At 66.7% G+C, this 12,710-nt stretch carries 16 protein-coding genes; 10 read left to right on the plus strand and 6 right to left on the minus strand.

The features are described from left to right. The first annotated feature begins 95 nt into the window (after positions 1-95). Positions 96-989 carry a DnaJ C-terminal domain-containing protein gene (locus C1926_RS01315; protein WP_108758018.1) on the plus strand — a complete coding sequence of 298 codons (894 nt, stop codon included), beginning with the start codon at positions 96-98 and terminating at the stop codon, positions 987-989. Positions 990-1,088: 99 nt separating this feature from the next. Here C1926_RS01315 and pilH read toward each other — a convergent pair whose 3' ends face one another. Next, entirely contained in the window at positions 1,089-1,460 is a 372-nt protein-coding gene (pilH, locus tag C1926_RS01320; RefSeq protein ID WP_005410644.1) for a twitching motility response regulator PilH, read from the minus strand. Between the two features lie 88 nt (positions 1,461-1,548). Beyond that, positions 1,549-2,544 carry a YhdH/YhfP family quinone oxidoreductase gene (locus C1926_RS01325; RefSeq protein ID WP_108758019.1) on the minus strand — a complete coding sequence of 332 codons (996 nt, stop codon included), beginning with the start codon at positions 2,542-2,544 and terminating at the stop codon, positions 1,549-1,551. A 152-nt stretch (positions 2,545-2,696) separates the two neighbouring features. Here C1926_RS01325 and hflK point away from each other — a divergent pair, with 152 nt between their 5' ends. The 4 genes from hflK (at position 2,697) to C1926_RS01345 (ending at position 6,525) form a co-directional block, all read left to right on the plus strand. Further along, positions 2,697-3,830: an FtsH protease activity modulator HflK gene (hflK, locus tag C1926_RS01330; RefSeq protein ID WP_108758020.1), complete on the plus strand. Its 1,134-nt coding sequence runs from the start codon at positions 2,697-2,699 to the stop codon at positions 3,828-3,830. Next, positions 3,827-4,690: a protease modulator HflC gene (locus C1926_RS01335; RefSeq protein ID WP_108758021.1), complete on the plus strand. Its 864-nt coding sequence runs from the start codon at positions 3,827-3,829 to the stop codon at positions 4,688-4,690. The genes hflK and C1926_RS01335 overlap by 4 nt, the downstream gene beginning before the upstream one ends. 68 nt (positions 4,691-4,758) lie before the next feature. Next, complete coding sequence (locus tag C1926_RS01340; protein ID WP_079222788.1) at positions 4,759-4,944, plus strand: DUF2065 family protein; 186 nt, start codon at positions 4,759-4,761, stop codon at positions 4,942-4,944. Positions 4,945-5,232: 288 nt separating this feature from the next. Further along, positions 5,233-6,525: an adenylosuccinate synthase gene (locus C1926_RS01345; protein WP_108758022.1), complete on the plus strand. Its 1,293-nt coding sequence runs from the start codon at positions 5,233-5,235 to the stop codon at positions 6,523-6,525. A gap of 193 nt (positions 6,526-6,718) precedes the next feature. On the opposite strand, the gene C1926_RS01350 is transcribed toward C1926_RS01345, so the two are convergent. Beyond that, on the minus strand, positions 6,719-7,156 hold the full coding sequence (locus C1926_RS01350) for a hypothetical protein (RefSeq protein ID WP_108758023.1): 438 nt from the start codon (positions 7,154-7,156) through the stop codon (positions 6,719-6,721). Positions 7,157-7,880: 724 nt separating this feature from the next. Between C1926_RS01350 and C1926_RS01355 the strand changes: the two genes are divergently transcribed. The 4 genes from C1926_RS01355 (at position 7,881) to C1926_RS01370 (ending at position 10,124) form a co-directional block, all read left to right on the plus strand. Further along, a complete protein-coding gene (locus C1926_RS01355) occupies positions 7,881-8,237 on the plus strand; it encodes a hypothetical protein (protein ID WP_108758024.1) in 357 nt (118 codons plus the stop codon). Positions 8,238-8,393: 156 nt separating this feature from the next. Beyond that, positions 8,394-9,038 (plus strand): hypothetical protein, encoded by a 645-nt coding sequence (locus C1926_RS01360; protein ID WP_108760603.1) that lies wholly within the window; start codon positions 8,394-8,396, stop codon positions 9,036-9,038. A 71-nt stretch (positions 9,039-9,109) separates the two neighbouring features. Beyond that, positions 9,110-9,754: a MarR family transcriptional regulator gene (locus C1926_RS01365; protein ID WP_108758025.1), complete on the plus strand. Its 645-nt coding sequence runs from the start codon at positions 9,110-9,112 to the stop codon at positions 9,752-9,754. Beyond that, on the plus strand, positions 9,717-10,124 hold the full coding sequence (locus C1926_RS01370; protein WP_108758026.1) for a hypothetical protein: 408 nt from the start codon (positions 9,717-9,719) through the stop codon (positions 10,122-10,124). Before C1926_RS01365 ends, C1926_RS01370 begins: the two co-directional genes overlap by 38 nt. A 20-nt stretch (positions 10,125-10,144) precedes the next feature. On the opposite strand, the gene C1926_RS01375 is transcribed toward C1926_RS01370, so the two are convergent. From C1926_RS01375 to C1926_RS01385, 3 genes are all read right to left on the minus strand, one after another. Next, positions 10,145-10,789, minus strand: a complete 645-nt coding sequence (locus C1926_RS01375; RefSeq protein ID WP_108758027.1) for a M23 family metallopeptidase — start codon at positions 10,787-10,789, stop codon at positions 10,145-10,147. A 4-nt stretch (positions 10,790-10,793) separates the two neighbouring features. Next, complete coding sequence (locus C1926_RS01380; protein WP_079222781.1) at positions 10,794-11,750, minus strand: L,D-transpeptidase; 957 nt, start codon at positions 11,748-11,750, stop codon at positions 10,794-10,796. A gap of 94 nt (positions 11,751-11,844) precedes the next feature. Next, complete coding sequence (locus tag C1926_RS01385) at positions 11,845-12,249, minus strand: hypothetical protein (RefSeq protein ID WP_108758028.1); 405 nt, start codon at positions 12,247-12,249, stop codon at positions 11,845-11,847. A 79-nt stretch (positions 12,250-12,328) separates the two neighbouring features. Here C1926_RS01385 and C1926_RS01390 point away from each other — a divergent pair, with 79 nt between their 5' ends. Next, a complete protein-coding gene (locus tag C1926_RS01390) occupies positions 12,329-12,694 on the plus strand; it encodes a MerR family transcriptional regulator (protein ID WP_108758029.1) in 366 nt (121 codons plus the stop codon). Positions 12,695-12,710 lie beyond the last annotated feature (16 nt).

The raw sequence follows: 12,710 nt of genomic DNA on the forward strand, positions 1-12,710 counted from the left end.
ACCGGCGCCGCACGGGCAGCGGCGTAGCATGCCGGCGCGTAGAATGAGCCCGGGGCGGCGCCACCGGCGCGGCCGAAGCAGATCGAGGTAGCTGGATGGAATTCAAGGATTACTACGCCACCCTGGGGGTGGAACCGAGTGCGGGCGAGGCCGAGATCAAGACTGCCTACCGCCGGCTGGCGCGCAAGTACCACCCGGACGTGAGCAAGGAGGCCGGCGCCGAGGACAAGTTCAAGGCGGTCAACGAGGCCTACGAGGCGCTGCGCGATCCGGAAAAGCGCGCGGCCTATGACCAGCTGCGCGCGCAGGGCTATCGCCCGGGCGAGGAGTTCAACGTGCCGCCGAACTACGGCGGTGCGGGCGGCTTCAACTTCGAGGAAGTGTTCGGCGGCGGCGGTGCCGGCGGCGGCTTCAGCGATTTCTTCGAAAGCCTGTTCGCGCGCCAGCGCGGCGGGCAGGGTGCGGGCCCCGGCCCGGGCTTCAGCAGCCACGGCCAGGCGCCCAACCGCGATACCCGGGCCAAGCTGTCGGTGCCGCTGGAAGCGGCGTACAGCGGTGACAGCCTGCGCATCACCGTCAACGGCAAGCAGCTGGACGTGCGCGTACCGAAGGGCATCCGCCCGGGCCAGGTGATCCGCCTGTCAGGGCAGGGCACCCACGGTGGCAACCTGCTGCTGGAAGTGGAATATGCCGCCCACCCGCAGTTCGAAGTGGATGGCCGCAACATTCTCTACACGTTGCCGGTGACGCCGTGGCAGGCAGCGCTGGGCACCAGCATCAGCGTGCCGACGCTGGGCGGCGCGGTGGAGTTGAAGATCCCGGCCGATTCCGATGCCGGCCGCAAACTGCGCCTGCGGGGCCGAGGCCTGCCGGGCAGTCCGGATGGCGACCAGATCGTTGAGCTGGAGATCGTGGCGCCGGCGGCGACCGATGACGCGCAGAAGAAGGCCTACCGGAACCTGGCAAAGGCCTTCGGCGAAACAATCTGAGGGTAGCGCCGGGCCACGCCCGGCGGCTTTTACATGTAGAGTCGAGCCATGCTCGACTGCCGCGAGCAAAAGCAGTCGAGCATGGCTACAAAAACGGGTTCAGCCCTGGCCGGCGAACACCCGCTCCAGCACCTCGGACAGCTCGTCTTCCGAGAACGGCTTGGTGATGTAGGCCTTCGCGCCCTGGCGCATGCCCCACATGCGGTCGGTGTCCTGGTCCTTGGTGGTCACCAGGATCACCGGGATATGCCGTGTCGCCTCGTCGCGGGCGAGCGTGCGCGTGGCCTGGAACCCGTTGAGGTTCGGCATCACCACGTCCATCAATACCAGATCGGGCAGTTCGGCCTTGGCCGTCTCCACCCCGGCCGCACCATCGGTGGCGGTCAGGATCTGGTGCCCGAGTTTCTCGACGATGCGCTGTATCCCCAACAGCTGCGACGGTGAATCGTCGACGATCAGAATGCGTGCCATGTTGTTCCCCGTGTCATGCCCGCAGTGTAGTGCGGGCACATTGCTGGTGGGAGTAGGGTAGCTGCCGTCCGTCGCCTGCCTGCGACGTTCAGTCGATCCGCACCACCGTGCGGCCCAGCGAACCACCGGCCAGCATCCGCTCGAACACGCCCGGCAGGTCCGCCAGGCCTACTTCCGCGGTGCAGATGCGCTCCAGGTGCTGCGGCTTCCATTCCCCGCCCAGGCGCGCCCACACCTGCTCGCGCAGATCACGCGGCGCGCTGGCCGAGGACACGCCGAGCAGCGAGACGCCACGCAGGATGCATGGCATTACCGTCATCTCCAGCGTCGCGCTCGCGGCCAGGCCGGCACTGACCACGCTGCCATAGGGCACCGTCTGCGCCAGCAGGCTGGCCAGCATCGATCCGCCGGCATTGTCCAGGCCGCCGCCGAAGCGGGCCGACTGCAGGGGCGCGGTATCGGCCAGTGCCTCGCGCGGCAGCACCTCGCTCGCGCCGATGTCGCGCAGGAAGGCGGCCTGCTCCGGCTTGCCACTGATCGCATGCACCTCGTAACCGGCGCGGCTGAAGATGTCCACGGCCAGCGCGCCGACGCCGCCGGTGGCGCCGGTCACGGCCAGCGGCCCGTGCCCCGGGGTCTGCCGGTTGTCCTGCAGGCGCAGCAGGGCCAGGGCCGCGGTGAAGCCGGCGGTGCCCAGCACCATCGCCTCGCGCGGGCTCAGCCCGGCCGGCTGGGCGATGACGGCGCGCGATTCCAGCCGTACGTACTGGCTGTAGCCTCCGTCACGGGTTTCGCTGAGGCCGCAGCCGGTCGCCAGCACCGCATCGCCCTCGCGCCAGGCCGGGTCGCTGGAGGCAACCACCGTACCGGCCACGTCGATGCCGCCCACCAACGGGAAGCGGCGCAGGATCTTCCCTTTGCCGGTGCCGGCCAGGGCGTCCTTGTAGTTGACCGAGGACCAGTGGGCGCGGACCAGCACCTGGCCGGGGCTGAGGTCGTCCACGCCCAGCTGGACCAGGCCGCTGCGGTAGCCGGCATCGTCGTTTTCGATCCGGAAGGCGGTGAACGGGGTGGTGGGGGCCATCGGCGCTGCCTGACTTCGAGGAAAACGCCACATTACCCGGTCAGGGCCCTTTCAAACCTGCCAGTCCGCCCCATCTTGTATGATCGGTGAAGATTCACGGCTGGCGCCGCGGGAAGGGCCCGCGCCGCAGCCCACATATTGATGGAGCGTGCATGGCCTGGAATACACCCGGCGGCAACAAGGGCGGACAAGGCCCCGAGGACAATCGACGCGGGCCGTTCGGGTCGCGCGGCGGTGGCAATGGTGGTGGCTGGGGCGGTCTGCCCGGGCCGCTGAAGGACCTGTTCGATGGCGGCATCCTGCGTTGGGTGGCGGCGGCGGCGGTGTTGCTGGTGCTGTTCTCCAGCTTCCAGTTGATCGGCGAACAGCAGCGTGGCGTGGTGCTGCGCTTCGGCCAGTTCTCGCGGATCCTGACCCCGGGCCCGAACTTCAAGCTGCCGTGGCCGATCGAATCGGTCACCAAGGTCAATGCCACCGAGATCAAGACCTTCTCGATCCAGGTGCCGGTGCTGACCCGCGACGAGAACATCGTGAACGTCTCGCTCAACGTGCAGTACCGCATCGATGACCCGCAGCAGTACCTGTTTGGTACCGTCGATGCAGACCAGGTGCTGGAACAGTCCGCGCAGAGCGCGGTGCGCGAGGAAGTCGGCCGCGCCGACCTCAACTCGGTGCTGAACAACCGTGGCCCGCTGGCCGTGGCTGCCGAGGAGCGCCTGCAGGCGCTGCTGGGTGCGTTCAAGACCGGCCTGACCGTGACCGGCCTGACCCTGCAGGACGCCCGTCCGCCGGAGGAGGTCAAGCCGGCCTTCGACGAGGTCAACGGTGCCCAGCAGGTCAAGGAACGCCTGATCAACGAAGCCCAGGCCTACGCCGCCAAGGTCGTGCCGGAAGCCCGAGGCCAGGCCTCGCGTGCCCGTACCACCGCCGAAGGCTACAAGCAGGCCGTGGTGTCCAAGGCCGAGGGTGACGCACAGCGCTTCAGCCTGCTGCAGGCCCAGTACAAGGACGCCCCGGACGTCACCCGCAAGCGCCTGTGGCTGGAAACCGTGCAGCAGGTGCTGAGCGAGAACCGCAAGGTGATCGGTGGCGATGGTCGCCAGCTGATCTACGTGCCGATGACCGGCGACACTCGTCCCAGCGCCTCGGCGCCGGCCGCGGTGCCGAACCCGGACGTGGTGATGCCGTCGCTGCCGGGTACCGCAACCGAAGTTTCCCGTGATCCGGGCCGGGCCGTGACCCGCCCGACCGGGCGTCCGAGCGGCCGTGAGGAGGGCAGCCGATGAGAAGTTCTATCTGGATTGCCGTCGCCGTGGCGGCCCTGCTGGCCCTGCTGGGTTCGGTCTACGTGGTCCGCGAGGACCAGACCGCCATGGTCCTGAACCTGGGCAAGGTGGTGCGTTCGGACATCAAGCCGGGCCTGCACTTCAAGGTGCCGGTGGTGGAAACCGTGCGCGTGTTCGACCGCCGCTTCCAGGTGCTGGACACGGCGCCGGCGCGTTACTTCACCGCCGAGCAGAAGGACGTCAGCGTCGACTTCTTCGCCGTCGGCTACATCTCCAACGTGGGCGACTACTTCCGTGCCACCGGTGGTGACCCGCGCGTGGCCAACGCGCGCCTGCAGCCGATCATCACCGATTCGCTGCGCAACCAGATCAACTCGCGCACCCTGCAGCAGCTGGTGTCGGGCGACCGCAGCGAGCTGATCGCCGCGCAGCTCAAGGACATCAACGAAGCAGTGTCCGGGCTGGGCATGCAGATGATCGACCTGCGCATCAAGCAGGTCGACCTGCCCACCGACAGCCAGGTGATCAATGACGTGTACGAGCGCATGCGCGCACAGCGCAAGCAGGAAGCCGCCAAGCTGCGCGCCGAGGGCGAGGAGCAGTCGCTGACCATCCGTGCCCAGGCCGACCGTGACAGCACCGTGCTGATCGCCGAAGCCGAGCGCGATGCACAGCGCCTGCGCGGTGAAGGCGATGCCGATGCCGCCCGCATCTACGGCAAGGCCGGTTCGGCTGACCCGTCGTTCTATGCGTTCTATCGCAGCCTGGAGGCCTACCGCGGCTCCATGACCGACGGCAACGGCGTTATCGTGCTGGACAAGAACGACCCGTTCCTGCAGTACCTCAAGAGCGACCGCTGAGTCGTTCGGCAAGATCCCACGGGGCCCGGCCAGATGCCGGGCCCCGTGTTTTTTCCGGAGTGCCCCACATGAAAGATCTGTTCGCGGCCGTCTGCCTGGTGGCCGTGCTCGAAGGCCTGCTGCTGTTCGTGGCCCCGCTGGCCTGGAAGCGCATGGCCGAGCGCCTGCTGGACCTGCCCAGCCCGGCCCTGCGCAGCTTCGGCGGGCTGGTGCTGCTGGCCGGCCTGAGCCTGCTGTGGTGGGCACGCCATTGAAAGGGCGGGGTCGGATCCGTTTCCGCAGGAAACGGCTCCGACCCCGGTTCGCAGGAAGGGAGGCGCCTGACCGGCCGGTGAAGCCGTCCGTCGGAAAGGTGGCACCGGACCCCGGAAACCCGGATAATGCACAAAAGCCGGACGGGCCTCCCCGTTCGGCTTTTTCCGTGTCTGGGCCTTCCATCGCCGGCCGCTCCCCGTTTGGAGCCGCCTTCCAGGTGCTGGCCAGCCCCGCCACGGTTTACCCGTCCGCGGCCCCGATGGCCGCAACAAATCGAGGAGCCCGTCATGGGTCAGTCTGTCGTAGTGTTGGGTGCCCAGTGGGGCGATGAAGGCAAGGGCAAGATCGTCGATCTGCTCACCGAGGAAATCGGCGCCGTGGTGCGCTTCCAGGGCGGCCACAATGCCGGCCACACCCTGGTCATCAATGGCAAGAAGACCGTCCTGCACCTGATCCCGTCGGGCATCCTGCGTGACGATGCGCTGTGCCTGATCGGCAACGGCGTGGTCATCTCGCCGGCCGCGCTGCAGAAGGAAATCGCCGAGCTGGAAGCCTCCGGCGTCGAAGTGCGTTCGCGCCTGAAGATCTCCCCGGCCGCGCCGCTGATCATGCCGTACCACATCGCCCTGGACCAGGCGCGCGAACGCGCTGCCGGCGGCAAGGCGATCGGCACCACCGGCCGCGGCATCGGCCCGGCCTACGAAGACAAGGTGGCGCGCCGCGGCATCCGCATCGCCGACCTGCATTACCCCAAGCAGCTGGAAGAGCTGCTGCGCACCGCGCTGGATTACCACAACTTCGTGCTGACCAAGTATCTGAACACTGATGCGGTCGATTTCCAGAAGACCTTCGACGAAGCACTGGCCTTCGGCGAGTACGTGCAGCCGATGAAGTCCGACGTGGCCGGCATCCTGCACGACCTGCGCAAGCAGGGTAAGCGCGTGCTGTTCGAAGGCGCGCAGGGCGCACTGCTGGACATCGACCACGGCACCTACCCGTACGTCACCAGCTCCAACACCACCGTCGGTGGTGCGCTGGCCGGTGCCGGCGTCGGCGCCGATGCGATCGACTACGTGCTGGGCATCGCCAAGGCCTACGCGACCCGCGTCGGCGGCGGCCCGTTCCCGACCGAACTGGACGATGAAATCGGCCAGGGCATCCGTGACCGCGGCGCCGAGTACGGTGCCTCGACCGGCCGCCCGCGTCGTTGCGGCTGGATGGACATCGTCGCGCTGAAGCGCGCCGTGGCCATCAACGGCATCAGCGGTCTGTGCATCACCAAGCTGGACGTGCTGGACGGCATGGAAAAGCTGAAGGTCTGCATCGCCTACGAATACAACGGCAAGCGCACCGAGTACGCGCCGCTGGACGCGCAGGGCTGGGAAGACTGCACCCCGGTCTACCTGGAGTTCCCGGGCTGGAGCGAGAACACCCACGGCATCACCAACTGGGATGATCTGCCGCCGGCCGCACGCGCCTACCTGCGTTCGCTGGAAGAGCTGGCCGGTTGCCCGATCAGCATCGTCTCCACCGGCCCGGACCGCGACCACACCATGGTCCTGCAGGATCCGTTCGCCTGAGTGGGCGGTAGCGCCGGGCCATGCCCGGCGTGGTGGTAACGCTGTGCAATTGAAAAAGAGCGCCGCGACTCCCTGAGGGTCGCGGCGCTTCTTTTTTGGCCGGAGCAGTCTCCGTCGCATGGCCAGGTGCTGGATCGCTGCCAGCAAATTGCGACGGCGCAACTCGACCCAATCCAATGAAATTTCCGGAAATCTACATTCCAGGCTGCACTGCTTCCATCATGGATCCAACCGAAATGGCATCCCATTTGGGAAACTCGATTGAATCAAACACTGCATGTTTCGCAATGGCCTTCAATTCGTCATCAAGATCGGAAATTTGAATCGCAATCTCTGGCTCTGCAACAAGCACGTATTTACTGCCATTCCAGTCGTACACGTAAAGCCCGCGACAGGCCATGTCCAAAAAGTCGTCGGGCCGTGCAACATTTGCGCGTAATTTGACATCTCCCGTTACCGGAAGATCCATCAGAAGAGTTTCGATATTGCGCAGATCAACGTTGGCCTGCATCAACAGCGCTGTTGGAATTTCACCTTCGCCGGAAGTAACAAAGGCCGCAACCGTTCCAAGTTGATCCATTCCCAACCATGTGCAGTCGATGCCATCGGGATATGCCTGTATTGTGATCATTTCGACAATTCATCTCTTTGGAATCTGGCTTCCTTCCGCGCTCCACCACAGGCGCGAGCTGCAACTTACCCGTTTTTGCATTGTAACCAGCAGTCACCGTTGCTGGCGCCCGGCCCTTGAGGGGGGCAAGCTCTCCCGCCAAATTGCCAGCCCATGGCTGGCAGAAGCGAAGCCACCAGCATGTCGCTTCCGGCACTCCAAATCGGCCATCCACGTCAGATTTCCCCCAAGCCACGCGCCACTCGCACTTCCCGCACGATCCCCGCATACAACTTCTGGTAAGCGATAAACGTCACGCGCCATTGTTTGGCGCGGGTTGTTTGCGTCACTGCGCGTCGCTCTCGCCCGCGCAGCTGCAAATTCGCGCCTATTCCTGTCGCATCCAACGCTCCCCGTGCATGCAACACTTCCCACCGCACGCTCGATTCCCGCCGGACCTTTCGGATTTTTCTCATTGAATCGAACGTGCAGGCGTAGACACCATGGCGCGCCACCGAAAAAGGGTGGCCGGGCATGCAAACCCGTTGCACATGAAGTAAGCGCTTGCCAGCCGGCACCGTCCTGAAACGGTGCCGGCTGGCAATCCGTCGGCCTTTATGGCGGGCGGTGCGTGGGGGTCTTCGGACCCGCCGGCCTAGCATGTGCACCGGTTTGCAACCCGCACCGTCCGCCACCCCGCTTCCGCGCGGTGGCGCTGTTACGTACAGCCACGGAAGCCGACGCCATGACCACTCGCAAGAACCCGCCACTCCATGTTGTTGATGCCGTCAACGACGATGAAGACTCCACCTCCGATCTCAGCACCTTCCAGAGCTGCCTCACCCGCATCCGGGATGGGGAAGGCTCCGATGGCATGCTCTGGCCGGAGGAAAACCTGTCCGACGGCCGACGCCAGTCACTGGCGCGGATCGACCGTGCGGCCGTGGCCATCCTCACGGCGGCGGAGATGCTGCACGCCGCGAACCGCTGCAAGACCATGGCCACGCCCCGCCGCCACCTCGATGAGGGCGTGGTGGAAGGCTTGTTCTTCGCCTGCCGCGAACTGGCCGAGCTGGTGTGCCGGGAAGTCAGGCCGGCCTGACCTCCTTTCCAGCTGTGCGATGCCCAGCCTCGCCACCTGGCGAGGTACCGGGTGGGTTCACGCGCTGCGTAACACCGGCACTATGGACATGTGCAGTTCTGCGCTACGTTGTGGCCAACGCCAGCACGGATGCAGCGCAATGACCGGGAGTTCGGCATGAAGGGCGAGACGGTCGCGCGGGTGACCCTGTGGGTGCTGTGGAGCCTGTGGGCGCTGGCCTGCTTCGTGCTGGTGCTGGGCGCGGCCGCCAACCACCTGGCCTCGCGCACGCAGACCCTGCCACTGGTGCTGCAGCCCGGCGCGACGGCCGAGGTCACGGTCTACCGTTTCATCGACGATCCGTTGCGGCTGCGCCTGCGCTACGCCGATGACGGCGCCGATCCGTCGATCGATCCGGAGCTGCGCCTGCGCGCGGACACCCCGACCGATCGCAACGAGTTCCGCGCGAAGACACGCTCGGTTGCGCCCGGACCGGATGTTTCCCGTGCGCTGGAGTCGGTGGGGCCCAGCAGGTTCGCCGCTTCGTACTTCGGCTATGGGCGTGGGGACGCACTGCCGCGCGGGCGTTCCTGGCTGCGGCTGACCGTGCTGGAGGTTGACCCGGCGCTGGCCGGGCGAGCGGCCTCGGTGGAGCTGCTGCCGCCGATGGACGTGTTGAAGTTGACCGACCTCGATTACCTCTGGCTGTGGCCGTTCTTCTTCTGGCAGCCGGTGGCGCTGCTTTTACTGATTGCCGCTGGCGGGCTGGCGGTCGCCAGTATCGCGCTGCGGCGCTGGCAGCGGCGCAACAGCACCCGGTAGCGCCGGGCCATGAGCGGCGGGGCAGGCCCCACACTTGCCAAATACCCAATATGGGCACAATAATGCCCAATATGGGTAACCAAGCCGCCACATCGTCGTCCACCGGCCCCATCGGGCTGGCCGACGCGCTGTTCACCCAGACCCAGCAACGGGTGCTGGCCCTGCTGTTCGGGCAGGACCGCCGTGATTTCAGCATTTCCGAGCTGATCAGCGGCAGCGGTGCCGGCTCCGGCGCCGTGCAGCGCGAAGTGGCCAAGCTGGTCGCCAGTGGCCTGGTGGAGCAGCGCAAGGTCGGCAACCAGAAGCGCTATCGCGCGTTTGCGGGCTCGCCGATCCACGCCGAACTGGTGGCGCTGGTGCACAAGACCATCGGCCTGGCACAGCCGCTGCGCGAGGCGCTGCAGCCGCTGCAGGACCAGATTGCCGTGGCCTTCGTCTTCGGCTCGGTGGCCAAGCGCACCGACAGCGCGCACAGCGACATCGATCTGATGCTGGTCTCCGATACGCTGGGCTATGCTGAGCTGATGGCCGTGCTCGATCCGCTGGAAGATCGCCTGGGACGGCCGGTGAACCCGACGCTGTACACGCACGACGAATTGAACGATCGCCTGCACAAAGGCAATGCCTTCCTGCAGCGTGTACTGGAACAACCCAAGCTGTGGGTGATTGGAGGAATGGATGACCTCGCCATTGCAGAACCTGGTCGGGCCGGGTAAACCGCTCAGCGCCGAGCCGCCGGATCCGCGCGAGATCGAAGGCCTCCAGCGCTCGGGCCTGGCGCGGTTGCGTGACGCACGCAATGCGACGCTTTCGCTGGAAAGCCGCTTCGACCTGGCCTACAACGCCGCCCACGCATTGAGCCTGGCCGCGCTTCGTGCGCAGGGGTTCCGGCCCAGCAACCGCTACATCGTGTTCCAGTCGCTCAAGCACACGCTGGGCGTGGGCCCGGAGGTATGGCGCGTGCTCGACAAGTGCCACCAGCAGCGCAACATCGCCGAGTACGAGGGCGAACTGGATGTCAGCGGGCGCCTGGTGGAAGACCTCATCGCCGCCTGTGAAGCGGTGCGTGTTGCCTCAGGCCTCTGAGCAAAGCGGGTGCCGACGCGTCAGCGCCCCGCCTGCAGCAACGGGTAAGGGTTGATCGATTCGCCCTTCCACCATTGCTTCTCCGGGCCCAGCACGTGCACCTCGAAATGCAGGTGCGGGGCCTCGGCGCTGGCATTGCCGGTGCTGCCGACGTAGCCGATCACTTCACCACGCTTGATCACCTGCTTTTCCGCCAGGCCATCGGCGTAGCGCTGCAGGTGCGCGTAGTAATAGCACCAGCGTCCGCTGGGCTCGAACTGGTAGATGGTCAGGCCACCGCGTTCGCTGTCGAACAGCTTTTCCACCGTGCCATCGGCCACCGCCAGCACCGGCGTCCCGGCGTCGGCCATGATGTCGATGGCATCGTGCACGCGCCCCTCGCTGCGTGCATCGGTGAAGGTGTCGCGCAGCTGTGATGCCTGGATGCCCTGCACGGGCAGCAGCAGGCCTGCGGGCACATCAGCACCGGGAGAGGCCAGCGTGAGTGCTGGAGCGGCAGCATCCACGCGCGCGGGCGCAGGCGGATTCACCGGCGCCGCCGTCACGGCTGCAGGTGGCGCTGCAGGCAGGGCAACCGCTACCGGCTCACCCGCATCGCGGCGCAGCCACCAGCCTGCACCCAGGCCCAGCAGCACGCCCAGTACGATCAGCTGCGAAAGACGCATCGGCTTACTCCTGCATCACCACGGGTACTGAGGTATCCAGCGCATCGGCCACGCGCAGCGCATCCCAATTGGTCATGCGCACGCAGCCATGCGATTCGGTCTTGCCGACATGGCCGGGTTCGGGCGTGCCGTGCAGGCCGTAATGCGGTTTGGACAGGTCGATCCAGACGCGCCCGACCGGGTTGTTCGGGCCCGGCGGCAGCGTCGCCTTCTTCTCGCCCTTGCGCGCATCCCAGAACAGCTTCGGGTTGTAGTGGAACGGCGGGTCGCGGTACACGCCGAGGATCTTCCATTCACCGATCGGCAGCGGATCGTGCTGGCTGCCCGAGGACACCGGTACCTGCGCGATGACCTTGCCCGCCGCATCGAGCAGCTGCAGGGTGGAATCGGATTTGTCGACCACCACCTTGGCCGCCTTCGGCAGCGGTGCCGGGGCGATGTTGGGCACTTGGATGCGGCTGCCGGCCTTGCCCAGGTCGACGCCCGGATTGAGTGCCTTCAGCAGCTCGGGCGAGGCATGGAAGCGCTCGCCCAGCGATTCTTCCACGCTGCCGTAGCCCAGCGCTTTCAGCTTGGCCTGCGCGGCCGGCCCCTTCGGAACCGGCTGGAACGGACCGGCCACGTCCTCGGCGGTCAGCGTGTAACTGGCCAGCGGCGCGTTGGCATCGGCCTGCAGCGCGTTCCAGGTTGCATCGTCCAGCTCGCCGGTGACGGTCAGCCCGTGTGCGGCCTGGAAGCCGGACACCGCGCGGCGCTGGTTGCTGCCCACCTCGCCATCGATCTGGCCGGGCGAGAAATTGGCGCGGTCCAGCAGTACCTGCGCGTGCAGCGGCGAGCGTGCGGCGATGTCCGGGCCTGCACGCTCGGCGATGGGCGCGGGCAGGTTGGCCGGCGGGGCCTGCGCGAATGCAGGGGACACCAGCAGCGACAGCGCAAGCACGGCAACACGGGGTGAACGCATGGGAAGCTCCTGCAGAACGTGCCCCCACCATGCCTGCACCCTGCGACCAGCCCGCGTGAAAACACGGGCGTGTTGCTGAGCGGCAGATGAGCGCTCAACGTGCGGATTGATCCTGGAGGCGCCAGCTCTGCAGCACGCCGAAGACGATCTCGGCGACGGTGAACAGCAGCAGGATCGCACTGGCACCGTGCAGCACCGCATACACCTGCCACAGCGCGAACAGCCCGCGTGCGGCGGCATCAAGCCGGCCCAGCAGCACGCTGGGGGCAAGCACGCGGGCCAGCGACCACATCACCACCACCGAGCCGAGCAGGTTGGCCAGCAGCATGTGCAGCGGGTCCAGCGCCGGTACCTGGCCAGGCAGCTGCCAGGCATCGGCAAGCGCAGCCATCGCCGCGTGCAGCGGGGCGAAGGTCCAGGGCAGGGCGAAGGGCAGGGTGACCAGCAGGTCGTAGAAGGCGCTGGCGCGGACGATGCGGAGATAGCGGGAGATGAGCATGGACGCCTTCAACAGGAGAAAGAGGGCGCACTGTCAGGGCTGAAGTAAACTTCAGGGTCAAGCGTTTTCTGGAGCCCCCATGCAGATTGGAGAACTGGCCCAGGCCTGCGGCCTCTCGCGCGAAGCCCTGCGTTTCTACGAGAAGCAGGGCCTGATCGGCGCGCGGCGCCTGGCCAATGGCTACCGCGATTACCCGGACGAAACCGCGATGCTGGTGCACTACATCCGCACGGCCCAGCAGCTCGGTTTCACCCTGGCCGAGATCGGCCAGCGCCTGCCCAGGCTGTGGGAGCAGGCCGATGCCGGCCCGCTGCTGGCGGCCGCACTGCAGGAAAAACTGGCCGACATCGACGCCCGCATCGCCGCGCTCAGCGCATTGCGCCAGGACCTGGCCACCCGCCTGGCCAGCGCCTGTCCGCTGCAACCGCAACAGGCATCCGGCTGAACGGCCAACGTGAACG

Source organism: Stenotrophomonas sp. ZAC14A_NAIMI4_1, from assembly GCF_003086915.1.
Lineage (GTDB): Bacteria > Pseudomonadota > Gammaproteobacteria > Xanthomonadales > Xanthomonadaceae > Stenotrophomonas.

Coding starts and splice junctions, on each gene's coding strand:
- C1926_RS01315 (WP_108758018.1), top strand. CDS start 96: ATGGAATTCAAGGATTACTACGCCACCCTGGGGGTGGAACCGAGTGCG.
- pilH (WP_005410644.1), bottom strand. CDS start 1,460: ATGGCACGCATTCTGATCGTCGACGATTCACCGTCGCAGCTGTTGGGG.
- C1926_RS01325 (WP_108758019.1), bottom strand. CDS start 2,544: ATGGCCCCCACCACCCCGTTCACCGCCTTCCGGATCGAAAACGACGAT.
- hflK (WP_108758020.1), top strand. CDS start 2,697: ATGGCCTGGAATACACCCGGCGGCAACAAGGGCGGACAAGGCCCCGAG.
- C1926_RS01335 (WP_108758021.1), top strand. CDS start 3,827: ATGAGAAGTTCTATCTGGATTGCCGTCGCCGTGGCGGCCCTGCTGGCC.
- C1926_RS01340 (WP_079222788.1), top strand. CDS start 4,759: ATGAAAGATCTGTTCGCGGCCGTCTGCCTGGTGGCCGTGCTCGAAGGC.
- C1926_RS01345 (WP_108758022.1), top strand. CDS start 5,233: ATGGGTCAGTCTGTCGTAGTGTTGGGTGCCCAGTGGGGCGATGAAGGC.
- C1926_RS01350 (WP_108758023.1), bottom strand. CDS start 7,156: ATGATCACAATACAGGCATATCCCGATGGCATCGACTGCACATGGTTG.
- C1926_RS01355 (WP_108758024.1), top strand. CDS start 7,881: ATGACCACTCGCAAGAACCCGCCACTCCATGTTGTTGATGCCGTCAAC.
- C1926_RS01360 (WP_108760603.1), top strand. CDS start 8,394: ATGAAGGGCGAGACGGTCGCGCGGGTGACCCTGTGGGTGCTGTGGAGC.
- C1926_RS01365 (WP_108758025.1), top strand. CDS start 9,110: ATGGGTAACCAAGCCGCCACATCGTCGTCCACCGGCCCCATCGGGCTG.
- C1926_RS01370 (WP_108758026.1), top strand. CDS start 9,717: ATGACCTCGCCATTGCAGAACCTGGTCGGGCCGGGTAAACCGCTCAGC.
- C1926_RS01375 (WP_108758027.1), bottom strand. CDS start 10,789: ATGCGTCTTTCGCAGCTGATCGTACTGGGCGTGCTGCTGGGCCTGGGT.
- C1926_RS01380 (WP_079222781.1), bottom strand. CDS start 11,750: ATGCGTTCACCCCGTGTTGCCGTGCTTGCGCTGTCGCTGCTGGTGTCC.
- C1926_RS01385 (WP_108758028.1), bottom strand. CDS start 12,249: ATGCTCATCTCCCGCTATCTCCGCATCGTCCGCGCCAGCGCCTTCTAC.
- C1926_RS01390 (WP_108758029.1), top strand. CDS start 12,329: ATGCAGATTGGAGAACTGGCCCAGGCCTGCGGCCTCTCGCGCGAAGCC.